The sequence below is a fragment of the Streptomyces violaceusniger Tu 4113 genome, assembly GCF_000147815.2.
GTDB classification, from domain to species: Bacteria; Actinomycetota; Actinomycetes; order Streptomycetales; family Streptomycetaceae; genus Streptomyces; species Streptomyces violaceusniger_A.
Window position 1 is genome coordinate 2,899,650 of record NC_015957.1, and the last position, 25,492, is coordinate 2,925,141.

The following is a 25,492-nucleotide window of genomic DNA, read 5'->3' on the forward strand; positions in this document are numbered from 1 at the left end:
ACCGATGGTTCCATGAGCACGCAGCGCCCCCGCCGCCCCACCGAAGGCCACGACCCGCCGCCTGCCGGCGGCATCCTGTGGGCCGTGGCGGGGGAGCTGCGCAGCCTGCTCGCCCTGCCGGCCGCGATGACCATGCAGGTGGCACATCCGGCCGTCGGGGCGGGCGTGGACCAGTACTCCGTCTTCCGCACCGACCCCTGGGGGCGCGGCGAGCGCTCCCTGCGGTCGGTGCAGCTATGGGTGTACGGCGGGGCGCAGGCCGAGGCGGAGGGCCGCCGGCTGCGCAGGCTCCACGCGTCCATCCAGGGCGTCGACGCGCACGGCGGCCCGTACCGCGCGCTGGACCCGCCCGTCTACGCCTGGGTGCACGCCACCGGCTATCCGGTCTATCTGCGCGCCCAGCGCTATCTGGGAACCCGCCCCTTCACCGCCGCCGAGGAGCGGCAGCTCTACCGGGAATGGCTGCGGATCGGACGGGTGCTGGGCATCGACGACCGCGAGATGCCGGGATCCGTCGAGGAGTTCTGGCCCTACTACCGCACGATGGTGCGCGAATGGCTGGAACCGACCGTCGTCGCCCGTGAACTGGCCGCGCCCGACGCGCCCGTCCCTCCACCGGGTCCGCTGCCGCCGCGGCTGCTGTGGCCGCTGCTGCGCCCGCTGTTCACCCGCTTCCGCGCGTTCCTCACCGTCGGGCTGATGCCGCCGGACGCCCGGGAGGCGATCGGGCTGGGGTGGACGCGGGGGCAGGAGCGGCGGCTGCGGTGGTTCGGGAGGGTCGTCCGGGTCGTGGTCCCGCTGCTGCCCGAGCGGCTGCGCTATCTGCCCATCGCGCGTGAGGCCCGGCGCCGAGCCCGCGCCGGACGGCCGTGACCAGGGGATATGCCGAGCGCCATCGCATCACGGCGGCTCCGGACCCCGGCCGGGGCGGAAGACCCGGCCGGGGTTTCGGGGCTCAGCGGCCGTGGGTGCTGTGCGTGTCCTGGATCCGCTGCCACGACTTCGGCCGCACCGGCGTCTTGGCCGGGCTCAGCTCCGCCGCCCGCGCCTGCGCCGCGGCCGGCTTCGACGGGGTGAACAGCCAGGTGTCGAAGAGCGTGGCCAGCGGCTTGCCGGACACCTTCTCCGCGTAGGTCACGAAGTCCTTGACCGAGGCGTTTCCGTACCGGTTCTCCGTCGTCCAGCCCTTGAGGATCGCGAAGAAGTCCTTGTCGCCGATGTGGTTCCGCAGCGCCTGGAGGGCCAGCGCGCCCCGGTCGTACACCGCGTCATGGAACTGGTTCTCCGGCCCCGGGTTGCCCGGCTCGACCTTCCAGAAGGGGTCGTCGGCCGGGTAGGAGGCGTAGGTGTAGTCCGCCAGCTCCTGCGCGGTGCCCTCGCCCTCCTTCTCCGACCACAGCCACTGGGCGTAGCTGGCGAAGCCCTCGTTGATCCAGATGTCGCGCCAGTCCTTCAGCGAGACGCTGTCGCCGAACCACTGATGGGCCAGCTCATGCACGATCAGCGAGGTGTTCGCGCCCTTGGCGAACCCCTTCGGGCTGTAGAACGGCCGGGTCTGGGTCTCCAGCGCGTAGCCCGTGGGCACATTGGGCACATAGCCGCCCAGCGCGTCGAAGGGGTACGGGCCGAAGACGGTGGACTCCCAGTCCACGATCTCCGCCGACCGCTCCACGCTCGCCCGCGCCGCCCCCGCGTTGTCCCCGAGGTCCTTGCTGTAGGCGTTGATCACCGGCAGACCGTTGGCGGTCGTGTCCGTCGTGATGTCGAACTTGCCGACCGCCAGCGTGGCCAGATACGTGGCCTGTGGCTTGCTGGAGCGCCAGTTGTAGCGCGTCCAGCCGAGCTGGGAGCTGGTCGACTGCAGGGTGCCGTTGCTGATCGCCTGCGTTCCGTCCGGCACCGCCACCGACACGTCGTAGGTGGCCTTGTCGAGCGGATGGTCATTGCTCGGGAACCACCACCACGCCGACTCCGGCTCATTGGCCGCGATCCCGCCGTCCGGGGTGCGCAGCCACGAGGTGAACCCGCTCGCCACCACCTTCGAGGGGGTGCCGCTGTAGCGCACGACCACGGTGAAGGGGCGGTCGGAGGTCAGCGGCGCGGCCGGGGTGATCTCCAGCTCATGGTCGCCGGTCTTGGTGAACGCGGCCTTCTTCCCGCCCACCAGCACCTCGCTCACATCGAGCGCGAAGTCCAGGTTGAACCGGGACAGATCCTGCCGGGCGTCGGCCACGATCGTCGCCGTGCCCTCCAGCCGGTCCGTCTTCGGCTGGTACTTCAGCCGAAGGTCGTAATGGGAGACGTCGTACCCGCCGTTGCCGTACGAGGGGTAGTAGGAGTCCCCGATGCCGGGGGCGCCGGGCGTGGCATCGGCCGCCGACGCCGGGATCGCCAGCAGCAGGCAGGCCGCGGCCGCGCCCGGGACGAGAAGTCTGTGGTGACGCACGAGTCCTCCAACTCGTAGGGGAGAACGATCACTCGTGACCTTATGTACTTCTCACACGCACCTCACGTCCATCACGCCGTCCGACATCCAATCGACATCCGGCCGCAACGCGAATCGACTCGGACACGATCGCGACACGTATCGCCCTCTTCTGTACGGGAGTTGACTCGCGCTACCGTCCGGCCGTGCTGCTACAGACGCGGACACCCCGCATCCCCTGGACCACGCTTGTGCTGTCGGCGGTCACCGCGCTGGTCGCGGCCGCCATATCCCTGCTGCCACCGCTCGGCGCCCCGGCCGCCCATGCCGCCTCCGCCGCTTCCGCCGCTTCCGGCGCTTCCGGCGCTTCCGGCGCGCCGAGCGCACCGGACAGCAGATCCGAGAGCAGACCCGTCTACTCCTACGAGAACGCCATCCGGGAATCGGTATGGGTGGACACCACGATCGACGGCGACGCGGACGGAGAGACCGACCGGGTCGCCGTCGACATCGTGCGGCCGCGCGAACCCGCCGCGCAGGGCCGCCGCGTCCCCGTCATCATGGACGCCAGCCCGTACTACTCCTGCTGCGGACGCGGCAACGAGAGCCAGACCAAGACCTATGACGCCGCCGGGAACCCGGTCCTCTTCCCGCTCTTCTACGACAACTACTTCGTACCGCGCGGCTACGCCACCGTCCTGGTCGACCTCGCCGGAACCAACCGCTCCGACGGCTGTGTGGACGTCGGCGGCCGCTCCGACATCCTGTCCGCCAAGGCCGTGGTCGACTGGCTGAACGGCCGCGCGACGGCGTACTCCACCCGCAGCGGTGGGCAGCCGGTGAAGGCGAGCTGGTCCAACGGCGCCACCGGCATGATCGGCAAGAGCTACGACGGCACCGTCGCCAACGGGGTCGCCGCCACCGGCGTCAACGGGCTCAAGACCATCGTGCCCATCGGCGGCATCTCCTCCTGGTACGACTACTACTTCGCCAAGGGCGCCGCGCTCTACGACTCCGGCCCCGACGGACTCTCGGACGCCGTCGAGAGCGATGACGCCCACGCCCGCTGCGCCGCCGTACAGAAACGTCTCGTCGAGGGCGCCCCGCGCAGCGGCGACTGGATCGGTCTGTGGAGCGAGCGCGACTATGTGCCGGCCGCGGACAAGGTGCGGGCCAGCGTCTTCGCCGTCCACGGTGCGCAGGACCTCAACGTCCGCACCAAGCACCTCGGGCAGTGGTGGAACGCCCTCGCCGACGCGGGCGTCGAGCGCAAGATCTGGCTCTCGCAGACCGGGCATGTCGACCCGTTCGACTTCCGGCGCGGAGAGTGGGTGCGCACTCTGCACCGCTGGTTCGACCACTACCTGCTCGGCATCGACAACGGCATCGAGCGCGAGCCGATGGCCGATGTCGAGCGCGCCCCCGACCAGTGGTCCACCGACCGGGTCTGGCCCCCGTCCGGCACCCGGCAGACCACATTGCGTCCGCGCGGCGGCGCCACGGCCGGAGTGGGCGTGCTCGGCACGGAGCAGGCCGAACCCGGCGCGACCGAGACCTTCACCGACGACCCCGCGCTGAGCGAGGCCGACTGGTCCGCGGCCATCGACACCTCGACGCCCGGCAAGGCGGGCTTCACCACCGGTCCGCTGACGAAGGACCTGCGGCTGTCCGGCTCCGGCACGGTCACCGTCACCGCCACGCCCTCCACCGCGAGCGCCCACCTCTCCGCGGTCCTGGTCGACCTCGGCCCGGCCACCATCCGGAACTACACGGCGAGCGGCGAGGGCATCACCACCCTCGACCGGCGCAGTTGCTGGGGCAGCAGCACGGCGGGCGACAGCGCCTGCTTCAAGGAGACGACCGCGGACCGGGCCGACGTCGACTACACGGTCTTCAGCCGCGGCTGGGCCGACCTCGGCAACTTCGCGGACGACGGCAAGGGCCGCCCGCTGACCCCGGGCAAGGCGTACACCATCACCCTGGACCTCGCGGCCACCGACCATGTCGTCCCGGCCGGACACCGCCTCGGCCTGATCATCGCCGGCACCGACGCGGGCCTTCTCGAACCGCCGTCCACCACGCCGCGGCTGACCCTGGACCTGCCCCGCACCTCGGCCCGGCTGCCGCTGGTCGGCGGCGCCCCGAAGGCCGCGGCCGCCCCCTCGCGCACGGCGGCCACACCGCCCCTGAAGGGCGTACGGGCCCCGCGGCACCGCACCCCGCTCCCGTCCACGTCCACGTCCACCCACTCCACCCTCGACTGAGCCCCGCGCCGGTGGGGGCCGCGCCGCCATGGCCAATGGCGGCGCGGCACCCACCGGCGGCGGGCCCTGACAGGACGCCGGCACCGACCGATATCGCCCCCGTATCCCTCTCATCCCAGGAGGTCCTTCGTGTTCACGCGGTCACCCCTCATCCGCAGCGCCGCTTGCGGCGCGATCGGTGCGCTGCTGACCGGGGCGTTCCTCAGCGCGCCCGCGCGGGCCGAGCAGCGTCCGCCGCGTACGGGGTTCGAGATCAGCCATGGCGCACGGTGGACCACCGAGGCCGAGGAGGCGGACTTCCTCGCGGCCGTCGACAAGTCCGCCCCGCGCGTGGCCGTCGACCGGATCGGCGCCACCGCGCAGGGGCGCCCGCTGCGGCTGGTGCGGATCGGCGCCCCGGCCGCACCCGCCGACCCGGGCAAAGCGGCGCGCGGCAACGTCCTGCTGCTGATCTGCTCCCAGCACGGCGACGAGCCCTCCGGCCGCGAGGCATGTCTGTCCACCGTCCGCGACCTCGCCTACGCCAAGGACCGCCGGACCCGACGCTTCCTGGAGCGCACCCAGGTTCTCGTCGTGCCGACCGCCAACCCCGACGGCCGCGCCGCCGACACCCGCGGCAACTCCGACGGCGTGGACATCAACCGCGACCATGTCGCCCTCACCACCGCCGAGTCCCGGGCGATGGCGGGCGTCATCCGCGACTGGCGCCCGGACACCGTCTACGACCTGCATGAGTACGGCGCGACCGTCCCGTACTACCTGAAGGACCTGCTGGCGCTGTGGCCGCGCAACCTCAACACCCAGGACCCGGTGCACCATGAGGCGCGGACCCTGTCGGACACCTATGTGCGCCCGAGCGTCGAGGCCGCGGGCCACACCACCGGCGTCTACGGCATCTGGACCGACCCCGAGACCGGGGAGCCGGTCAAGCAGGTGGCGGGCGATGGACAGGAGCGGATCCTGCGGAACACCGCGGGCGTCAAGCACTCCGTAGGGCTGCTGGTCGAGACCCGGGTCGACCCGCTCACCGACGCCGAGAAGGCCGACCCCGCCGTCAACAACCGCCGCCGGGTGGGCTCCCATCTGGCCGCCCTGAACGGCGCCTTCGACTTCATCACCGAGCGGCGCGGCCGGATCGAGGCGGCCACGACGGCGGCGCGGCTGGCCGGCTTCGCGGACCGGGGCCCGGTCTACCTCGGCGGCGCGGACAACGAACCGCCGGAGGAGGGCACGGTCCTGCAGGATCCGCCCTGCGGCTACCGGCTGGACGCCGCCCAATACGACGAGGTGCGGGACGAACTGGCCCTGCACGGGGTGACGGTCAAGCCCGCCAAGGGCGACGCAGGTGCCTTCGTACCGCTGCGCCAGTCGGCCCGCGCGCTCGTACCGCTGCTGCTGGACGGCCGCGCCGCGTACCACCTCACCGCCGGGCAGCCGGTGGACAAATGCTGACATGACGCTTTGATGGCATACTAAAGCACCGGCCTCGGCGGCCGGTTGGCATGCATCCAAGAGTCCTGGGTAGCCGGAAATCCGTCAGCCAAACCCCCAGTGAAAGGTTTTTTGCGTGCCGCAGACAGGTACAAGCGCGGGGGACGTCGGCGGCGATCCCCCGGCCACCGTGGATACTCCCGGCGCCGACTCCGCCGGGCCCCATGCGGCCCCCCGGACGGACCGCGTGGTGTTCGGCGTTTCCGCCGCGCTCACGCTGGCCTTCGTCATCTGGGGGTCCGTTGCCAGCGACACCCTGGAGAGAGTCTCGGACAGCATGCTCTCCGGGCTCATACACAACGGCGGATGGGCCTTCGTCCTGGCCGCGTCGGGGTTTGTCATCTTCGCCCTCTGGCTGGCCATGAGCCGCTACGGCAAGATCACCCTCGGACAGGAGGGCGAGGAACCCGAATTCCGCACCGTCTCATGGGTCGCGATGATGTTCAGCGCGGGCATGGGCATCGGTCTGATGTTCTACGGCGTGAGTGAGCCGCTGTCGCACTTCGTCTCCCCGCCGCCCGGGACCGACCCCGGCAGCGCGGCCGAGAAGATGCAGACCGCGATGTCCACCACGCTCTTCCACTGGACGCTGCACCCCTGGGCCATCTACGCGGTCGTCGGCCTGGCCATCGCGTACAGCACCTTCCGCCGTGGCCGCCGGCAGACGATCAGCGCGGTCTTCACCCCGCTCATCGGCTCGAAGAACGCCAACGGCTGGGTCGGCCGGGTCATCGACATCCTGGCCATCTTCGCCACGCTCTTCGGCTCCGCCGCATCGCTCGGCCTCGGCGCGCTGCAGATCGGCAGTGGTATCGAGGTGCTGGGCTGGAAGAGCGACGTGGGCACCGGGCTGCTGGTCGCCGTCATCGCGATCCTGACGGTCGCCTTCATCGCGTCCGCCGTCTCGGGTGTCGCCAAGGGCATCCAGTGGCTGTCCAACATCAATATGGTGCTGGCGCTCTTCCTCGCGGTCTTCGTCTTCGTGGCCGGTCCGACGATCATCATCCTCGACCTGCTGCCGACCTCGATCGGCTCGTACATCGGCGATCTGCCGCAGCTCGTGGGCCGCACCGAGGCCACCGGCGGCAAGTCGGTCGCGGACTGGCTGGGCAGCTGGACGGTCTTCTACTGGGCCTGGTGGATCTCCTGGACGCCGTTCGTGGGCATGTTCATCGCCCGGATCAGCCGCGGCCGCACCATCCGGCAGTTCGTGGGCGGCGTGATCCTGGTCCCGAGCTCCGTCAGCCTGCTCTGGTTCGCCATCTTCGGCGGTTCGTCGATGAAGCTCCAGGCCGCGGGCCGGCTGGGGAAGGAATCCACCCCCGAGGGGCAGCTTTTCGGGGTGCTTGACCAGTACCCGATCGCCGGCGTGATGAGCGTGCTGGTGATGATCCTGGTCGGTATCTTCTTCGTCTCCGGCGCCGACGCGGCGTCCATCGTGATGGGCACGCTCTCGCAGAAGGGCGCCTTCGAGCCGACCCGCTTCGTCGTCATCTTCTGGGGCGTGACCACGGGCGCGGTGGCGGCCGTGATGCTGCTCATCGGCGGCGGCGGTGGGGACGCCCTCACCGGATTGCAGAACCTGACGATCCTGGTGGCCGCGCCGTTCACGCTGGTGATGGTGGGGCTGTGCTGGGCGCTGCTGAAGGATCTGCGCCGCGACCCGCTGATCGTGCGGGGCGAGCGGGGCGAGGAGGCCGTCGAGATGGCGGTCATCGCCGGTCATGAGAAGTACGACGGCGAGTTCGAGATCCGCATCGGCCCGGCGACTCCGCCCGACGCCGACTCCGACGCCTCGTCCGAGGGCGAGGACGGGGACGGGGACGGCGCGGGCCGATCGGGTGATCGGGCCTCCGCGGCCAAGAGCCGCTAGCCGCTCCGGCCGCCCCCGCGGGGCGCGGCTGTGACACCTGCCGCCCGGACCCGATCGGTCCGGGCGGCGCGTCGTGGTGTCCCCAGCATTGGCCGCCTCCTCCACGGCGTAAGCGGCGACCCGGGCCGCCCGGCGCACCGCCGGTTTCCCCTGATACCGCCCCGTAACGGGAATACTTGGGGCATGACCTCCGAGTACGTGACGTTCGGGCTGGCGCCGGCGATGCGCGCGGGCGGTGTGCTGGCCGATGGCGCGTACCAAACCCACCGCGACTTCCTGGACTTCGTGGTGGACGGCAGGCCCCTGCTGGTGCGCCTCGCCGACCTCGACGCGGTCTCACCGCTCGCCGCCGACGTCGGGCCCTCCGCCCTCGCCGAGCAGGTGCGCAGACTGCTGCTGGAGGAGGCGGAGACGCCGCTGGAGGGAAGCCGGTGTGTCATCTACGGCTGCCCGGAGTGCGAGGGGCTGGAGTGCGGGGCCGTCACCGCTGTCATCGAGCGGGACGGCCCGGACGTCGTCTGGCGTGACTTCGTCTGGCAGACCGACGAGACCCCGGACGTCGAGCGCGACGGCTACCACGACATCGGCCCCTACCGCTTCCGCGGCGAGCAGTACCGGACCGCGCTGAAGCGGCTGCTGACCGCCGACGGCGCGCCCGCGCCCGAGGTCCCGACGGGCCCGAGGGCGCTGCTGATCGGGCAGCGCGCCGCCGTCCTCGCCAAGCTGGCCGCCGCGCTGCGCACCATCGGCATCGGCGCCGAGATCACCCTGGACGCGGTGGGCGCCCACGCGGATGAGCTGCGCAAATACGGTGCGGTAGTCTTCGGCCGGACGGTGGGCCCGGGCGAGCGTGACGCGGTCCGGGACGCCTTCGCGGCGGCGCGCTCCGACGCGGTGTGCGTCACCGCGCTCGCCCCGATCGTCCCCCTGCTCGTCGCCCAGGTCGAACAGGCCCTGGACCGCACCCCGCGCGACCGCCGCCGCCTCCTGGGCCTGACGACGGTGGCGGGCGGCGCCGAGGCCATGGTCGAGGTGGCGTCCGCCTGCCGGGTAAGGCTGGCGGCCCACCGCCTGGACCGGCTGTCCCGGCCCCATGCGCGCGAACTCTTCGACGCCGTCCTGGACCCGGGCACCCACCACATCCCCCTGGACCCCCGCGCCCTCCGCGGCCGGTCCTTCCTGACGGCCCGCACGAGCGACGCGGTACGGGTCACTCCCGTGGAACGGTAAGGGCGGCAGCCGACCCCACGCGCTCCCACCGGATGCCCCGAGGCTCCCGCCGGGCCGGGCGCCGCGCCGCTGGAGAACTGCCTGCCAGGCCCCGCCCGGCCGCATCCCAGCGCCTGCCATCGCCGCGACCGGGCGGCCGCACCCGCCCTGACCGGCCCGACCAGTGGCTGCCTTCCGGCCTGAGCGAGCCGCACCTGCCCTGGCCGGCCCGACCAGTGGCTGCCTTCCGGCTTGGGCGAGCCGCACCTGCCCTGGCCGGGCTGGCCGGTGGCTGCCTTCCGGCTTGGGCGAGCCGCACCTGCCCTGGCCGGGCTGGCCGGTGGCTGCCTTCCGGCTTGGGCGAGCCGCACCTGCCCTGGCCGGGCTGGCCGGTGGCTGCCTTCCGGCTTGAGCGAGCCGCACCTGCCCTGGCCGGGCTGGCCGGTGGCTGCCTTCCGGCTTGAGCGAGCCGCACCTGCCCTGGCCGGGCTGGCCGGTGGCTGCCTTCCCGCTTGAGTGGGCCGCATCCGCCGTCACCCCGGCTCGCCAGTGCCTGCCTTCCGACCCGCGAGCGGGCCCGCACCCCGCTCCACCCGCTCCCATCCGGCCGACCGCGTGGGCGCTCCGACCCCTGGCACGGCCCGCGCCCCGCTCCCACTCGCCGCCACCCGGCTGACCGCGCAGGCGCGCCGGGCCCCTGACGCGGCAGCCCGCGCCCGCACTCGCGCGATCGCTTTGGGCACCTCCACGGGCCCCGGGGAGCCCGATCGGCCTGGGACGCGCGTGGCTCGGGCCGGATCAGGAGGGGACAGCCCCGCTGCGCGCAGTCGCCAAGCCCCGGAGTAGGGGAGGGGAGAGCGTTGGGGACAACGTCCAGCGGCGGTTGGGGATGCCACACGCGATGGTGACAACGTGGCGCACCAGCTCTCAGTGGTGGCCGGAGGCGTGCCTGCCAGGCGCCGCGGGGCCGAGTCGGCCCCAGCCCACCGCCCCTGGCCTGGCCGGACGCCCTTCGGGCGGGTCCTCAATCGCCGGACGGGCTGATAGTCAGCCCATCCGGCGATTGAGGACCGGGGCCCGGGGCGGAGCCCCACGCGCGGCGGAGCCGCATATCGACAGGAGCCGGGAAGGGGCGGGTAGGGGAAAGCAGCCTCCGCCCGGCCTCGCCGTCATGGCGGGGCCGGGCGGAGGCGAATCCGGTGTTGCCCGGAGGGCTAGCGCTTCTTCGGGTCGAGCAGGCCCGCCCGCCGGAGGGCGTCGGCCATCGCGCCGTTCACCGGGGCCGCGTCGCGGCCTCCGCCGCGCTGGCCGCGGGTGTCCTCGGAGCGGTTGCGGTCCCGGCCGCCGCCGGACGCGGCGCCCGCCTCGTCGTCGAGCCGGAGCGTCAGCGAGATCCGCTTGCGCGGAATGTCGATGTCGAGGACCTTCACCCGGACGATGTCGCCGGGCTTGACCACATCCCGCGGGTCCTTGACGAACGTCTTGGACATCGCGGAGACGTGCACCAGGCCGTCCTGGTGCACACCGACGTCGACGAACGCCCCGAACGCCGCCACATTGGTGACGACGCCCTCCAGGATCATCCCGGCCGACAGGTCGCCGATCTTCTCGACGCCCTCCTTGAAGGTCGCGGTCTTGAAGGCGGGACGCGGGTCGCGGCCCGGCTTCTCCAGCTCCTTGAGGATGTCGGTGACCGTCGGCAGACCGAAGGCGTCGTCCACGAACTCGTCCGGCCGCAGGTCCCGCAGCACCGTCGTGTTCCCCATGAGGGTGGACACGTCGCCGCCCGCCTTGGTGACCATCCGGCGTACCACCGGATACGCCTCGGGGTGCACGCTCGACCCGTCCAGCGGGTCGTCGCCGCCGCGGATGCGCAGGAAGCCCGCGCACTGCTCATAGGCCTTGGGGCCGAGCCGGGCCACGTCCTTGAGCGCCTTACGGTTGACGAACGGGCCGTTGGCGTCGCGATGGGAGACGATGTTCTCCGCGAGGCCGGTGCCGATGCCCGAGACCCGGCTGAGCAGCGGGGTGGAGGCCGTGTTGACGTCCACCCCGACACCGTTCACACAGTCCTCGACGACCGCGTCGAGCGAACGGGAGAGCTTCACCTCGGACAGGTCGTGCTGGTACTGGCCGACGCCGATCGACTTCGGATCGATCTTGACCAGCTCGGCCAGCGGATCCTGGAGCCGGCGCGCGATGGAGACGGCGCCGCGCAGCGAGACATCGAGCTCCGGCAGCTCCTGTGAGGCGAAGGCGGAGGCCGAGTACACCGAGGCGCCCGCCTCGGAGACCATCACCTTGGTGAGCTTCAGCTCGGGATGCCTGCCGCACAGCTCGCCCGCCAGCTTGTCGGTCTCGCGGGACGCCGTGCCGTTGCCGATCGCGATGAGGTCCACGTTGTGCTCACGCGCCAGCCCGGCCAGCTTGTCGAGGGCCTGGTCCCACTGGTTGCGGGGGACATGCGGATAGATCGTGTCCGTGGCCGCCACCTTGCCGGTCGCGTCGACCACGGCCACCTTCACCCCTGTACGGAAGCCGGGGTCGAGGCCCATCGTGGCGCGCGTGCCCGCCGGGGCGGCGAGCAGCAGATCGCGGAGGTTGGCGGCGAAGACCCGGACGGCCTCGTCCTCGGCGGCCTGCCGCAGCCGCAGCCGCAGATCGATGCCGAGGTGGACCAGGACGCGGGTGCGCCAGGCCCAGCGGACCGTGTCGGCCAGCCACTTGTCGGCGGGACGGCCGCGGTCCGCGATGTCGAAGCGGTGGGCGATGGAGCGCTCGTACGAGGTGGGGCCCGGCTCCTCGGAGGGCTCCTCCGGCTCCAGGGTGAGGTCGAGGACCTCCTCCTTCTCCCCGCGGAACATCGCCAGCACCCGGTGCGAGGGCAGCTCGGTGAACGGCTCGGCGAAGTCGAAGTAGTCGGCGAACTTGGCGCCCGCCTCCTCCTTGCCCTCGCGCACCTTGGTGGCCGCCCGGCCGCGCTCCCACATGCGCTCACGCAGCTCGCCGATGAGGTCCGCGTCCTCGCTGAACCGCTCGGTGAGGATGGCGCGCGCCCCGTCCAGCGCGGCGGTGGCGTCCGCGACGCCCTTCTCGGCGTCCACGAAGGCCGCCGCGGCGGCCGTGGGCTCCACGGTCGGGTCGCCCAGCAGCCCGTCCGCGAGCGGCTCCAGCCCGGCCTCGCGGGCGATCTGCGCCTTCGTACGCCGCTTGGGCTTGTAGGGGAGGTAGATGTCCTCCAGCCGGGCCTTGGAGTCCGCGGCGAGGATCTGCGCCTCCAGCGCCTCGTCCAGCTTGCCCTGGGAGCGGATCGACTCGAGGATCGCGGCGCGCCGCTCCTCCAGCTCCCGCAGATAGCGCAGCCGCTCCTCCAGGGAGCGAAGCTGCGCGTCGTCGAGCATTTCCGTCGCTTCCTTGCGGTAGCGCGCGATGAACGGCACGGTGGAGCCGCCGTCGAGCAGCTCGACGGCGGCCTTGACCTGCCGTTCCCGTACGCCGAGTTCCTCGGCGATCCTGCCTTCGATGGACGTCGTCACGATCACGCTCCGCTTTCGGTATGCACTGCTCCTGCATTGTGGCAGGTGGCACTGACGAAGCGGTCGCGGCCGACGCTTTCGGCGGGCCGGGAGGGTCGGGATACGGAGCGGGCGGACACCGGTATCAGCCGGAAACGGTCATCACACCCGCCTGCGGCGCGGTCCGCTCGCCGCGTCGGAGGCACCGCCGAAGAGGCGGGCCAGGGCGCGGAAGGGGAGCGTCACCACGGTCGCGATGGCGGCACCGATGGCACGGAGCACGTCGGCGATGGCACGGAACACGGGGATACCTCCTGTCGGTCGGTGGCGGCTCGGCGGCGGCCGCCAGGCACCGTTTCGCTACGCGGCGCACGGGCTGGTGCCGGCGTACGCGGCGCGCGGTGTGGGCGCCCGGTTGTCAGACGGCCGATCGCGCACGACAAACGGGTATCCCGATGTGCTCCTGCCAAACTCCGTCCGGCATGGGCGGTCCCGTGCCGGGCCGACGGCCGGACGGGTCGCGCCCGTGCCGCGTCCCCCTGGAAGGCCTTTTGGGAAGGCCCTCTGGGGGCGCGGCACGGGCGCGTGGCGGGCCCGTCGGGCGGCCTGTCGGCCGACCGTCAGCTCTTGCCGCGGAGGTCCGCCGGGAAGGCGCCGTTCTCGCGGGCGGTGGTGGAGAAGGCGGTGGCCAGTTCGGTCAGCCGGGCCACGCCCTCGGCGCCCAGGTGCTCGTACGGCGCCGCGTCCAGACGGTCGGTCTCCTTCTCGAGGTGCTGGCGCAGCCGCTCACCGGCCTCCGTCAGCTCGTTGTCGGCGGTGAGCAGCCCCCGGTCGCGCAGCCGCTGCCGGCCCGCCTCCCACTCCTCGACGCTCCAGCCGCGGGTGCGCAGGATCCACTTGGTGGACATGCCCTGCCCGGTCGCGGTGTGGGAGGCCAGCGCCTCGACCGCGTCGAGCTCGGCGCTGACCAGGGTCATCAGATGGCCGTCGCCGCGGTGTTCGCGCAGCAGCGAGGCGGCGTGCCACAGCGCCAGATGCGGGGCGTCCGGGACGGGCAGATCGGCGTGGGCGGCGTACAGGGGGCGCGCCGGGCGCGAACACGCCTCCGTGGCGCGCAGCGCCAGCTCCGCGGCCTCGGCCATCTCCTTGGAGGCGATGACGTCCTCGCCCAGCACCCGCCGCAGCACCGAGTCGGCGGCCCGCAGCCGGGCCTCAAGGGCGGCCTCGGGGGAGACCACGTCCCACGCGGCCGGAATGTGGCGGGCGATCAGGTCATGGCTGAAATTGAAGAAGGTCGCGGTGATGGTGCCCGCGCCCGCCCGGCCCATCGGCGCCGCCCGCCCGACGAAGTAGGCGGCCGCGCCGTCCTCCAGGCCCAACTTGGCAAGCTCCTGGCCGAAGTCGGGGGCGAAGTAGATGGCGGAGTGGAGCGGGTTGACGACGCTGTAACAGCGACGGGCGGCAAGCTCGGGAAGTGTGGTCATGGCCGCACGCTACCGACAGGTAGTGACCCCCGGTAGCCCGGGTATCCCCAAGATCCATCGGGCCCGCGGGATCCGGCCACCCTTACGCCGTCGCGATCCCCTCCAACCCCCATCGGCCCGCTCGATCCGGCCATCTTTCCGCCGGGGTCATCCGGCCGGTGGGGTCCAGCGGAAGCGCGGGGTGCGGCGTTCCAGGAAGGCGGCGATGCCCTCGCCGGCCTCCTCGCTGTGCCGTGCCTGTTCCCGCCAGTACGCCGCCCGGTCCGGCTCGACGGGCCCGGCCGCGAACTCCTTGGCCGCCGCCTGGGTGAGCTGTGACCGCGAGACCAGCGACCGCGTGAACTCCGCCACCCGCTTGTCGAGTCCGCCCGCCGGCAGCACCTCGTCCACCAGCCCGGTGCGCAGCGCCCGTTCGGCGTCGATCAGTTCGCCCGAGAACAGCAGGAATTTGGCGGTGGCCGGTCCCACCAGCTCGACCAGCCGGCGGGTCGAGCTGGGGGCGTAGACGATGCCCAGCTTGGCCGGGGTGATCCCGAAGCGGGCGTCCTCCTCGGCGAACCGCAGATCGCAGGCGGCCGCGAGCTGGCAGCCGCCGCCCACGCAGTAGCCGCGTACCGCGGCCAGGGTCGGCTTGGGGAAGGCGGCCAGCGCCTCCTCGGCGGGCAGCGCGAGCCCGGTGGACTCCTCGTACGTGGCGCTCAGCGAGCCGATGTCGGCGCCCGCGCAGAAGGTGTCGCCCTCGCCGGTGAGCACCAGCGCCCGGACGGCGGGGTCGGCGGCGAGCCGGGTCAGCAGCGGGGGCAGCGCGCGCCACATCCCGGGGGTCATCGCATTGCGCTTGGCGGGATGGCGGATGACGACGGTCGCTATGCCGTCGGCGACCTCGTGCTCCAGACAGGGCTCCATGTGGCGGATCGTATCCGGGCCGCGCGGGGGCGCCTTCGACGGCATCCGGGCCGGAGCGGAGCCGGGGCGGGACAGGCGCGGGGCCGGGGCGGGACAGGCGCGGGGCCGGGGCGGGACAGGCGCGGGGCCGGGGCGGGACAGGCGCGGGGCCGGGGCATTCGGGGCGGTCACGGCAGAGTTACCATGGTCGGAACCCTGGCGAGCAGGAACAGTCGAGCGCGTGACCGTGGCATACGCCAACGATCAAAAACGCTCGATAAGCGTCAAGTTGTGCGTACTCCATCGGTCCGTACCAGCGCTTCTCAACACTCGGTATGAGAGGTCGGGCGCGGCGAGGGGTGGGTATCGGACATGGAGATCCTCGGGAGAGTCCCCTCCGAAGTGGGACACGCCCCACCACCCGCCCCACCACCGGCCGCCTACGAGGGTACGTGGCGGTTCACCGCACCGGCCCTGGACTCCTCCGTGCCCCAGGCCCGGCACGCGGTGCGCGATCTGCTGGCCCATCAGCGGGTGCCGGTCGACGACGAACTGGTGGAGAGTCTGCTTCTGATCGTCTCCGAGCTGGTCACCAACGCCGTACGGCATGCCGCACTGCTCTCCCCCGAGCTCGCCGTCGAGGTCTCCCTGAGCCGGGACTGGGTCCGGATCGCCGTCGAGGACAACCACCCCTACCGGCCGGTCGCGCTGATGGCGGACCAGGGCGGGACCGGCGGGCGTGGACTGCTGCTGGTGACGGCGATCACGGAGGCGGCGGGCGGGGTCTACGACGTCGACCACACGGCGAGCGGCGGCAAGATCGTCTGGGCCGCCCTTCCGCTGCCCGGCGCGGCTACCAGCCGGCCGCCGTCCCGGTGAGCTCCCGGACCGCCGGGCGGGCCGCGTCCAGCACGGTCATGAACCATGCCGAGAACGGTCCCTCGTCGCGCAGCTTCTCCAGCTCATCGGGGGTGACGAAGGCGATCTCGCCGATCTCCTCCGGATCCGGGCGCGGGGTCGCCCGCACCAGTCCGGCGAAGAGGTGGTTGTACTCCTGCTCCACCAGGCCCGAGGCGGGGTCGGGGTGGTTGTAGCGGACGGTGCCCGCCTCCCGCAGCAGCACGGGCGCCACGCCCAGCTCCTCACCGGTGCGCCGGGCGGCGGCCACGAAGGGCGGCTCACCGGGGTAGGGGTGGCCGCAGCAGGTGTTGGACCAGACCCCGGGGGAGTGGTATTTGCCCAGCGCACGGCGCTGCAGCAGCAGCCGCCCCCGGTCGTCGAAGAGGAAGACGGAGAACGCCCGGTGCAGCCTGCCGGGCGCGAGATGCGCGGAGAGCTTCTCCGCGGTGCCGATCGTCGTACCGTCCTCGTCGACCAGCTCGAGCATGATCGGGTCTGCGGAACCGCTCGGCGCGGAGGGCGCGGCGGTCTCGGCGGAGGCGCCGTTGGCAGGTGTGATCGGCATGACCATCCTCATAGTTCCGACTCGTGAACATCCAAGTCTGCCGCACATGTGCCCCCTGTCTGTGTCAGTGGCACAGCTTGGCTTCGTGATCAGCATGCCCACCCGGTTCGAGCTGGAACGTGCAGTGCCCGACGTCGAAGTGGTCCCCCAGACATCCCTGCAAGGCGTGCAGCATCCGCTCGTGGCCGATCGCGTCCAGAGCCCCGGGGGCGACCACCACATGCGCGGAGAGCACCGGCATTCCCGAAGTGATGGTCCACACGTGGAGATCGTGCAGCCCCTCCACCCCGGGCAGGCCGAGGATGTGGGCGCGTACGGCCGCCATGTCGACATTTCGCGGCGCCGCCTCCAGGAGCACGTTCAGCGTCTCGCGCAGCAGCTTGTACGTCCGCGGGACGATCATGAGGCCGATCACCAGGGAGGCGACGGGGTCGGCCGTCTGCCAGCCGGTCGCGAGGATGATCCCGGCGGACACCAGCACCGCGACCGAGCCCAGCGCGTCCGCCGCGACCTCCAGGAAGGCGCCCCGGACGTTCAGGCTCGTGTGCTGGCCGCCCCTGAGCAGGGCCAGCGACACCAGGTTCGCCGCCAGGCCGACGGCGCCGAAGACGATGGTCAGCCCGCCCTCGGTGGCGGCCGGGGTGAGGAACCGCAGCACCGCCTCGGAGAGGATGTAGCCGCCGACGCCGAACAGCAGCAGACAGTTGCCGAGGGCCGCCAGGATCTCGGCGCGGGCATAGCCGTAGGTGCGGTGCGGGCTCGGGGGACGGCCCGCGAAGTGGATCGCCAGCAGCGCCATCGCGAGCCCGAGCGCGTCCGTCGCCATATGGCCGGCGTCCGCGAGCAGGGCGAGGGAGTCGGCGAGCAGACCGCCGATGATCTCCACGGCCATCACCGTGAGCGTGATGGCCAGGGCGATCCGCAGCCGCCACCGGTGGGCGCCGCCGGCGGTGGTGTGGCCGCGCGCGTGGTCATGACCTGCGCCCATGTGCGTAGGGCCCTCCTCCCGGCGGCGCGGCCCCCTGCTCCCCAGTGAACTACGGCGCCGGGGCGCGGCCGGATCAGCCGCGCCGGTGCCCGGTTGGCCGCGCGGATGCCCGGGCAGCGGCACGAGTGCCTGGGCAGCGGCGTCGGTGCCCGGCCGGCGCCGCCGTGCCTGGTCGGTTGAGGCGGTGCCTGGTCAGTCGGACCAGAGTCCGGTCTGCGGCGCCAGGGCCTGGTGGGCGCCGCCGGTGCCTGGTTGGCCGCGCGGATGCCTGGGCAGCGGCGTCGGTGCCCGGCCGGCGCCGCCGTGTGTGGTCGGTTGAGGCGGTGCCTGGTCAGTCGGACCAGAGTCCGGTCTGCGGCGCCAGGGCCTGGTGGGCGCCGCCGGTGCCTGGTTGGCCGCGCGGATGCTCGGGCAGCGGCGTCGGTGCCCGGCCGGCGCCGCCGTGTGTGGTCGGTTGAGGCGGTGCCTGGTCAGTCGGACCAGAGTCCGGTCTGCGGCGCCAGGGCCTGGTGGGCGCCGCCGGTGCCCGGTTGGCCGCGCGGATGCTCGGGCAGCGGCGTCGGTGCCCGGCCGGCGCCGCCGTGTGTGGTCGGTTGAGGCGGTGCCTGGTCAGTCGGACCAGAGTCCGGGCAGCGCGGCGCCAGGGCCTGGTGGGCGCCGCCGGTGCCTGGTTGGCCGCGCGGATGCCCGGGCAGTGGCACGAGTGCTCGGGCAGCGGCATCGGTGCCCGGCCGGCGCCGCCGTGCCTGGTCGGCTGACGCGGCGCCCGGTCAGCCACGCCAGAGTCCGGGCAGCGCCGCCGGTACCCCCTCAGCCGCGCCGGGCCTCGGGGTGGTGCAGGCACCAGCCCTCCCAGGCCGACTCCACCATCGCGCGCACATCGTGCCGGGCGCTCCAGCCCAGCTCCTTGGCGATCAGTTCGGTGGATCCGACGACCCGGGCCGGATCGCCCGCACGGCGCGGCCCGACCACGGGGGTGAGCTCCGGGCGGCCGGTGACCTCCCCGATCAGATCGGACATCTCGCGCACCGAGACGCCCTGACCGGTGCCGATGTTCACCGTGAGATCGCCCGGCGCCCGCTGCGTGGCCAGCCGGCGGGCCACGGCCAGATGGGCCGAGGCCAGATCCTCGACATGGATGTAGTCGCGGACACAGGTGCCGTCGGGGGTGTCGTAGTCCTCACCGAAGATCCGGGGCGGCTCTCCCTCGGTGATCCGCTCGAACATCATCGGGATGATGTTGAACACTCCGGTGTCGGCCAGCTCGGGGCGCGTGGCACCCGCCACATTGAAGTAGCGCAGACAGGCCGTGGAGAGGGAGTGGGCCGCGCCCGCCGCTCTGACCAGCCATTCTCCGGCCAGCTTGGTCTCCCCGTACGGATTGATCGGCAGACACGGGGTGTCCTCGGTGACGAGTTCCACATCGGGCATGCCGTAGACGGCCGCGGAGGAGGAGAAGAGGAAGCGGCTGACACCGGCCGCGACCGCCGCCTCCAGCAGCACCGTGAGCCCGTGCACATTCTCGCGGTAGTAGCGCAGCGGCTGCTCCACGGACTCCCCGACCTGCTTCTTCGCCGCGAGATGCACCACACCGGTCACCCGCAGGTCGGCGAGGGTGCGGTCCAGCAGCTCACGGTCCAGGATGGAGCCGCTGACCAGCGGTACGTCCTCGGGCAGCCGCGCCCGGACCCCGCTGGACAGGTCGTCGAGCACGGCCACGGACTCGCCCGCCTCGGCCATCGCCCGCACGACATGCGACCCGATATATCCGGCACCACCTGTGATCAGCCATGTCATGCCCCGCACCCTATCCGTGGCGGGGCGGTCGCCGTTTGTGGAGGACAGCAGCCATCCACCATGATGATCCGCGGCACACGGAAGTGGCCGTTCCCCCGATCGTGTGGTGAATGCGCGGTGAACGGCGGCTTCCATCAATCCGATAGCCTCTGCCGGACGTGCCGCCGGCCCCGTGGGGTCAAGGCGTGCGATGCCCATGGCCCGGAGGGCCCCGGCCAGTGCCATCAGCGGCGCGGCCACCATGTCAGCTGCCAAGGAGTGAGTTCGTCTGTCGACCGCGATTCTCACCGGTGCGCCGGTCGCCGGCTCGTCCCTCGAGGACGGTCTGCGATCGCTGGGCTTCGACGTGCGTACGGCGACCGACGCCGCCGCGGTCACGGCGGAGCTCACCACCGTCCCGGCGCATGAACGGGTGGCCCTCGTGGACCCCCGCTTCGTCGGCCATGTCCATGCCCTGCGGCTGGCCCTCACCGACCCCCGCTTCCCCGCTGCCGCGGTGCGCGGCGCGCTCGGCGTCCAGCCCGAAGCCCGTACGGCGCTGATCCGCGCGGTGACGGCTACGGCCGCCACCGCGCGGACCTACGGGAACGGAGGTGGGGCGCCCACCGCCGCCCCCGCTCAGGCCCTCGGCTCCGCCGAGAGCCTGGAGCGCGAGGCCGCGCCAACAGTGGTGCCCGCCACCGTGCCCGACCGGGCGAGCGAGGCGCAGCCGCTCTTCGGCTCGGCCCCGGGCCCCGGCGCGGAGGCCAGGGGCGGCGACGCGGACCTGCCCGGAGCGGCCGTGGCTTCGGGGGCCGCCGATCGGGCGGACGCCGTCATGCGTGCGCCCGACGCGGCACACGCGTCGGGCGAGTACGCCGAAAGCCGGAGCCGGACGCGGCCGTCCGGAGCCGCCACCGCCCTCGGCGCCACCGACTCGCCCACTGCCGCCGCACCCGGCGAGGCCACGCACGGGGCCTCGCCGGACCGCGCCGCCGCCGCAGGCGTACACGCGGACGCCGTGGCTCCCGGGCCCGCCACGCGGGCCGGTGAGACGGTCGGCGCAGGGCATGCCGCCGACGGCTTCGCCGCACCGTCGCGGTCCGTGGCCGTGGAGGCGGCCATGCACGGTGTCGCCGACGCCCACTCCAGCGTGGACGACCTCGCCGCCGCCCTCGACGCCGAAGGCGTCGCCGTCCACCGCCCCGAGCTCGGTGTGCTCGTGGCCGACGTACCCGCGGACGCCGAGGCGCGGGCCGCGGCGTGCGACGCCGTGGCCGCGGTGGACGACGAGCGGGTGCGGCTGCGGTCCGCCGTGAAGGCGCGGGACGGCTTCTTCACGACGTACTGCATCAGCCCGTACTCCCGCTACATCGCCCGTTGGTGCGCCCGGCGCGGGCTGACCCCCAATCAGGTCACCACCGCCTCCCTCCTCACCGCCCTCATCGCGGCGGCCTGCGCCGCCACCGGCACCCGGCCCGGGTTCGTCTCGGCCGGTGTGCTGCTGATCGCCTCGTTCGTGCTCGACTGCACCGACGGACAGCTCGCCCGCTACTCGCTGCAGTACTCCACGCTCGGCGCCTGGCTGGACGCCACCTTCGACCGGGCCAAGGAGTACGCGTACTACGCGGGCCTCGCCCTCGGTGCCGCCCGCGCCGACGGCGGCAGCGGCGGTGATGACGTATGGGCGCTCGCGCTCGGCGCGATGGTGCTCCAGACCTGCCGCCATGTCGTGGACTTCGCCTTCAACGAGGCCAACCACGACGCCACCGGCAACACCAGCCCCACCGCCGCCCTCTCCGGCCGCCTCGACAGCGTCGGCTGGACGGTCTGGGTGCGCCGCATGATCGTGCTGCCGATCGGTGAGCGCTGGGCGATGATCGCCGTGCTGACCGCGGTCACCACGCCCCGTATCACCTTCTATGTGCTGCTCATCGGCTGTGCGCTGGCCGCCTGCTACACCACCGCCGGCCGGGTGCTGCGCTCGCTGACCCGCCGCGCGAAGCGCACGGACCGGGCCGCCCACGCCCTCGCCGAGCTCGCGGACTCCGGTCCGCCGGCCGAGCTGGTCGCCAAGGCCGCGCCCCGCAAGGCGAGTTCGTACCTCGCCCCGCTCTCGGCCGCCCTCGGTGCCGCCGCCGTCCTGGCCGGCACCGCGGCCGCCGATTTCGGCTCCTGGGTGCCCGTCGGATGCGCCGTGCTCTACGCGGTCCTCGCGGGCGTCGCCGTCGCCGCGCCCCTCAAGGGCCCCCTCGACTGGCTCGTGCCGCCACTCTTCCGCGCCGCCGAATACGGGACCATCCTGATCCTGGCGGCTTACGCGGAGGTGAACGGCGCTTTGCCCGCTGCTTTCGGGCTGGTTGCGGCAGTCGCCTACCATCACTACGACACGGTGTACCGCATCCGCGGCGGCACGGGGGCACCCCCGCGCCGGCTGGTGCGGGCGATCGGCGGGCACGAGGGGCGGACGGTGGTGGTCACGGCCGCCGCTGCCCTGCTGCACCACCAGAACCAAGGTTTCACCATCGCGTTGACTGCTTTGGCGGCGGTCATCGCGCTGGCGGTGCTCATCGAGAGCATCCGCTTCTGGGTGTCCTCAGGAGCACCCGCCGTACACGACGAAACAGGAGAACCCGCATGATCGGCCTCGTGCTCGCGGCCGGCGCCGGACGGCGTCTGCGCCCCTACACCGACACGCTTCCCAAGGCCCTGGTGCCAGTGGGACCCGAGGGGAAGGAAGGCGAGCCCACCGTCCTGGACCTGACCCTCGGCAACTTCGCGGAGATCGGTCTGACCGAGGTCGCCATCGTCGTCGGCTACCGCAAGGAGGCCGTGTACGAGCGCAAGGAGGCCCTGGAGCAGAAGTACGGCCTCAAGCTCACGCTGATCGACAACGACAAGGCCGAGGAGTGGAACAACGCCTACTCCCTCTGGTGCGCCCGTGACGCGATCCAGCACACCGTGATCCTCGCCAACGGCGACACCGTGCACCCGGTCTCCGTCGAGAAGACTCTGCTGGCCGCGCGCGGCAACGGCCAGAAGATCATCCTGGCCCTGGACACGGTCAAGCAGCTCGCCGACGAGGAGATGAAGGTCGTCGCCGACCCCGACAAGGGCGTCCAGAAGATCACCAAGCTGATGGACCCGGCCGAGGCGACCGGTGAGTACATCGGCGTCACCCTCATCGAGGGGGAGGCCGCCGCCGATCTCGCGGACGCGCTGAAGGCCACCTTCGAGCGCGACCCCGACCTCTACTACGAGGACGGCTACCAGGAGCTGGTCAACCGCGGCTTCAAGGTCGACGTGGCTCCGATCGGCGACGTCAAGTGGGTCGAGATCGACAACCACGACGATCTGGCGAAGGGCCGTGACATCGCGTGCCAGTACTGACGAGGCTCATCCCCTCGCCGCTCGTCGTCGACATCCGCGCGGGCGCCCTGGACGATCTCGCGGGGGTCCTCGCCGACCAGCGGATCTCCTCCTCCGGCAAGCTGGCCATCGCCATCAGCGGCGGCTCCGGTGCCCTGCTGCGCGAGCGGCTGTCACCGGCGCTGCCGGGCGCGAGCTGGTACGAGGTCGGCGGCGGCACGCTGGATGACGCGATCGAGCTCGCCGACGCCATGAAGTCGGGGCACTACGACGCGGTCGTGGGGCTGGGCGGCGGAAAGATCATCGACTGTGCGAAGTTCGCCGCGGCGCGCATCGGCCTTCCGCTGGTCGCCGTCGCCACCAACCTCTCGCACGACGGTCTGTGCTCGCCGGTCGCGACCCTCGACAACGACGCCGGACGCGGCTCGTACGGGGTGCCCAACCCGATCGCGGTGGTCATCGACCTCGATGTGATCCGTGAGGCGCCGGTCCGCTTCGTCCGCTCCGGTATCGGCGACGCCCTGTCCAATATCTCCGCGGTCGCCGACTGGGAGCTGTCCCACCGCGAGACCGGCGAGCAGATCGACGGCCTCGCGGCCGCGATGGCGCGCCAGGCGGGCGAGGCCGTGCTGCGCCACCCCGGCGGGGTCGGCGACGACGGCTTCCTCCAGGTGCTGGCCGAGGGACTGGTGCTCACCGGCATCTCCATGTCGGTCGCGGGGGACTCCCGCCCGGCCTCCGGTGCCTGCCACGAGATCAACCACGCCTTCGACCTCCTCTTCCCCAAGCGGGCCGCCAGCCACGGCGAGCAGTGCGGCCTGGCCGCCGCCTTCGCGATGCGGCTGCGCGGGGCGCACGAGGAGTCGGAACACATGGCCGAGGTGCTGCACCGGCACGGTCTGCCCGTGCTGCCCGAGGAGATCGGCTTCACCGTGGACGAGTTCGTCCAGGTCGTGGAGTTCGCTCCGAAGACGCGCCCCGGCCGCTACACGATCATCGAGCACCTCGACCTCTCAACCGACGCGATCAGGGACGCATACGCCGACTATGCCAAAGCAGTCAGTCAAGCCATCAGTGGCTGAACTCCGCCCGGTCGTCCACCCCGCAGGGGTCAAGGACCGGCGGAGCGGTGAGCACTGGGCCGGGCGCCTCTACATGCGGGAAATCTCGCTGCGCTGCGACCGGCACCTGGTGAACACCCGGGTCACGCCCAACCAGCTCACGTATCTGATGACCGTCTTCGGCGCCCTCGCCGCCCCGGCCCTGCTGGTGCCGGGGATCGCGGGTGCCGTGCTCGGGGTGCTGATGGTCCAGCTCTACCTGCTGCTGGACTGCGTCGACGGCGAGATAGCCCGCTGGAAGAAGCAGTTCTCGCTGGGCGGGGTGTATCTGGACCGGGTCGGCGCCTACCTGTGCGACGCCGCGGTGCTCGTCGGCTTCGGTCTGCGCGCCGCCGACCTGTGGGGCTCCGGGCGGATCGACTGGCTGTGGGCGTTCCTCGGCACCCTCGCCGCGCTCGGTGCCATCCTGATCAAGGCCGAGACCGACCTCGTCGGGGTCGCCCGGCACCAGGGCGGTCTGCCGCCGGTCAAGGAGGCGGCCGCCGAGCCGCGCTCGTCCGGTGTGGCGCTGGCCCGCAGGGCGGCCGCGGCGCTGAAGTTCCACCGGCTGGTCCTCGGGGTCGAGGCGTCGCTGCTCATCCTCGTGGTGGCGATCGTGGACCAGGTGCGCGGGGACCTGTTCTTCACCCGGCTGGGCGTTGCCGTACTGGCCGGTATCGCCCTGCTGCAAACCCTTCTTCACCTCGTGTCCATCCTCGCGTCGAGCAGGCTCAAGTGAGCGTGAGCGCCATGAAGGTCGGAGCGGTCGTCCTCACGATGGGCAATCGCCCCGAGGAACTGCGCGAACTCCTCGACTCGGTCGCCAAGCAGGACGGCGACCCGGTCGAGGTGGTCGTCGTGGGCAACGGTTCGCCGCTGCCCGCGCTCCCCGAGGGCGTACGGACCATCGAGCTGCCCGAGAACGTGGGCATCCCGGCGGGCCGCAATGTCGGCATCGAGGCGTTCGGACCCGGCGGCTCGGACGTCGACGTACTGCTCTTCCTCGACGACGACGGGCTGCTGCCGGGCACCGACACGGCCGAGCTGTGCCGCCGGGCGTTCGCCGACGATCCGGAGCTGGGCATCATCTCGTTCCGCATCGCCGACCCCGACACCGGCGTCACCCAGCGTCGCCATGTGCCCCGGCTGCGTGCCTCCGACCCGCTGCGCTCCTCCCGGGTGACCACCTTCCTGGGGGGCGCCAACGCGGTCCGTACCACGGTGTTCGAGCAGGTCGGAGGGTTGCCCGACGACTTCTTCTACGCGCATGAGGAGACCGATCTGGCCTGGCGGGCGCTGGACGCCGGCTGGATGATCGATTACCGGTCGGACATGGTGCTGCACCATCCGACCACCGCGCCGAGCAGGCACGCGGTCTACCACCGGATGGTGGCCCGCAACCGGGTCTGGCTGGCCCGGCGTAACCTTCCTGCGCCGCTCGTGCCCGTCTATCTGGGCGTCTGGCTGCTGCTCACGCTGGCCAGGCGTCCGTCGAAAACCGCACTTCGGGCGTGGTTCGGGGGCTTCCGGGAGGGCTGGAAGACACCGTGTGGTCCACGCCGACCTATGAAGTGGCGTACGGTATGGCGCCTGACCCGACTGGGCCGACCTCCTGTCATCTGACAAGCTCGTATCGAAGAGCATCGGG

At 72.3% G+C, this 25,492-nt stretch carries 19 protein-coding genes; 11 read left to right on the plus strand and 8 right to left on the minus strand.

What is annotated here, in order from left to right; translation table 11 throughout:
* Window positions 1-12 precede the first annotated feature (12 nt).
* Complete coding sequence (locus tag STRVI_RS12635; protein WP_014056033.1) at window positions 13-873, plus strand: oxygenase MpaB family protein; 861 nt, start codon at window positions 13-15, stop codon at window positions 871-873.
* 82 nt (window positions 874-955) lie between these two features.
* On the opposite strand, the gene STRVI_RS12640 is transcribed toward STRVI_RS12635, so the two are convergent.
* Complete coding sequence (locus STRVI_RS12640; protein ID WP_014056034.1) at window positions 956-2,446, minus strand: M1 family metallopeptidase; 1,491 nt, start codon at window positions 2,444-2,446, stop codon at window positions 956-958.
* A 185-nt stretch (window positions 2,447-2,631) separates the two neighbouring features.
* Between STRVI_RS12640 and STRVI_RS12645 the strand changes: the two genes are divergently transcribed.
* The 4 genes from STRVI_RS12645 (at window position 2,632) to STRVI_RS12660 (ending at window position 9,283) form a co-directional block, all read left to right on the plus strand.
* The gene (locus tag STRVI_RS12645) at window positions 2,632-4,689 is read left to right on the plus strand and encodes a Xaa-Pro dipeptidyl-peptidase (protein WP_251982612.1); all 2,058 of its coding nucleotides are present in this window, start codon (window positions 2,632-2,634) and stop codon (window positions 4,687-4,689) included.
* A 129-nt stretch (window positions 4,690-4,818) separates the two neighbouring features.
* Window positions 4,819-6,141 carry a M14 family metallopeptidase gene (locus STRVI_RS12650; RefSeq protein ID WP_014056036.1) on the plus strand — a complete coding sequence of 441 codons (1,323 nt, stop codon included), beginning with the start codon at window positions 4,819-4,821 and terminating at the stop codon, window positions 6,139-6,141.
* Between the two features lie 169 nt (window positions 6,142-6,310).
* Window positions 6,311-8,053, plus strand: coding sequence for a BCCT family transporter (locus tag STRVI_RS12655; protein WP_050993933.1), 1,743 nt, complete (start codon window positions 6,311-6,313; stop codon window positions 8,051-8,053).
* A 183-nt stretch (window positions 8,054-8,236) separates the two neighbouring features.
* On the plus strand, window positions 8,237-9,283 hold the full coding sequence (locus tag STRVI_RS12660) for a hypothetical protein (RefSeq protein ID WP_014056038.1): 1,047 nt from the start codon (window positions 8,237-8,239) through the stop codon (window positions 9,281-9,283).
* A 1,193-nt stretch (window positions 9,284-10,476) separates the two neighbouring features.
* On the opposite strand, the gene STRVI_RS12665 is transcribed toward STRVI_RS12660, so the two are convergent.
* The 4 genes from STRVI_RS12665 to STRVI_RS12675 all read right to left on the minus strand — a co-directional run bounded on the left by STRVI_RS12665 (window position 10,477) and on the right by STRVI_RS12675 (window position 15,167).
* A complete protein-coding gene (locus STRVI_RS12665) occupies window positions 10,477-12,798 on the minus strand; it encodes a Tex family protein (RefSeq protein ID WP_014056039.1) in 2,322 nt (773 codons plus the stop codon).
* A 141-nt stretch (window positions 12,799-12,939) separates the two neighbouring features.
* The gene (locus tag STRVI_RS52610; protein WP_014056040.1) at window positions 12,940-13,080 is read right to left on the minus strand and encodes an LPFR motif small protein; all 141 of its coding nucleotides are present in this window, start codon (window positions 13,078-13,080) and stop codon (window positions 12,940-12,942) included.
* 317 nt (window positions 13,081-13,397) lie between these two features.
* Entirely contained in the window at window positions 13,398-14,261 is an 864-nt protein-coding gene (locus STRVI_RS12670; RefSeq protein ID WP_014056041.1) for an SCO6745 family protein, read from the minus strand.
* A gap of 147 nt (window positions 14,262-14,408) precedes the next feature.
* The gene (locus STRVI_RS12675) at window positions 14,409-15,167 is read right to left on the minus strand and encodes an enoyl-CoA hydratase/isomerase family protein (RefSeq protein ID WP_014056042.1); all 759 of its coding nucleotides are present in this window, start codon (window positions 15,165-15,167) and stop codon (window positions 14,409-14,411) included.
* Between the two features lie 351 nt (window positions 15,168-15,518).
* Between STRVI_RS12675 and STRVI_RS12680 the strand changes: the two genes are divergently transcribed.
* Window positions 15,519-16,025 carry an ATP-binding protein gene (locus STRVI_RS12680; protein ID WP_014056043.1) on the plus strand — a complete coding sequence of 169 codons (507 nt, stop codon included), beginning with the start codon at window positions 15,519-15,521 and terminating at the stop codon, window positions 16,023-16,025.
* Here the strand turns inward: STRVI_RS12680 and idi are convergent.
* The 3 genes from idi to galE all read right to left on the minus strand — a co-directional run bounded on the left by idi (window position 16,000) and on the right by galE (window position 19,396).
* Entirely contained in the window at window positions 16,000-16,611 is a 612-nt protein-coding gene (gene idi, locus STRVI_RS12685) for an isopentenyl-diphosphate Delta-isomerase (RefSeq protein ID WP_014056044.1), read from the minus strand. The two genes, STRVI_RS12680 and idi, sit on opposite strands and share 26 nt — an antisense overlap.
* 64 nt (window positions 16,612-16,675) lie before the next feature.
* Window positions 16,676-17,599, minus strand: a complete 924-nt coding sequence (locus STRVI_RS12690) for a cation diffusion facilitator family transporter (protein ID WP_014056045.1) — start codon at window positions 17,597-17,599, stop codon at window positions 16,676-16,678.
* Window positions 17,600-18,409: 810 nt separating this feature from the next.
* The gene (gene galE, locus STRVI_RS12695) at window positions 18,410-19,396 is read right to left on the minus strand and encodes a UDP-glucose 4-epimerase GalE (protein ID WP_014056046.1); all 987 of its coding nucleotides are present in this window, start codon (window positions 19,394-19,396) and stop codon (window positions 18,410-18,412) included.
* A 268-nt stretch (window positions 19,397-19,664) separates the two neighbouring features.
* Here galE and STRVI_RS12700 point away from each other — a divergent pair, with 268 nt between their 5' ends.
* From STRVI_RS12700 to STRVI_RS12720, 5 genes are read left to right on the plus strand one after another with little or no spacing between them, the layout of a single operon-like run.
* On the plus strand, window positions 19,665-22,016 hold the full coding sequence (locus STRVI_RS12700; RefSeq protein WP_251982890.1) for a DUF5941 domain-containing protein: 2,352 nt from the start codon (window positions 19,665-19,667) through the stop codon (window positions 22,014-22,016).
* A complete protein-coding gene (locus STRVI_RS12705) occupies window positions 22,013-22,765 on the plus strand; it encodes a sugar phosphate nucleotidyltransferase (protein ID WP_014056048.1) in 753 nt (250 codons plus the stop codon). The genes STRVI_RS12700 and STRVI_RS12705 overlap by 4 nt, the downstream gene beginning before the upstream one ends.
* Window positions 22,753-23,826, plus strand: coding sequence for an iron-containing alcohol dehydrogenase family protein (locus STRVI_RS12710; RefSeq protein WP_014056049.1), 1,074 nt, complete (start codon window positions 22,753-22,755; stop codon window positions 23,824-23,826). The genes STRVI_RS12705 and STRVI_RS12710 overlap by 13 nt, the downstream gene beginning before the upstream one ends.
* The gene (locus STRVI_RS12715) at window positions 23,792-24,583 is read left to right on the plus strand and encodes a CDP-alcohol phosphatidyltransferase family protein (RefSeq protein WP_014056050.1); all 792 of its coding nucleotides are present in this window, start codon (window positions 23,792-23,794) and stop codon (window positions 24,581-24,583) included. Before STRVI_RS12710 ends, STRVI_RS12715 begins: the two co-directional genes overlap by 35 nt.
* 11 nt (window positions 24,584-24,594) lie before the next feature.
* The gene (locus STRVI_RS12720; protein WP_014056051.1) at window positions 24,595-25,467 is read left to right on the plus strand and encodes a glycosyltransferase family 2 protein; all 873 of its coding nucleotides are present in this window, start codon (window positions 24,595-24,597) and stop codon (window positions 25,465-25,467) included.
* Window positions 25,468-25,492: the final 25 nt, after the last annotated feature.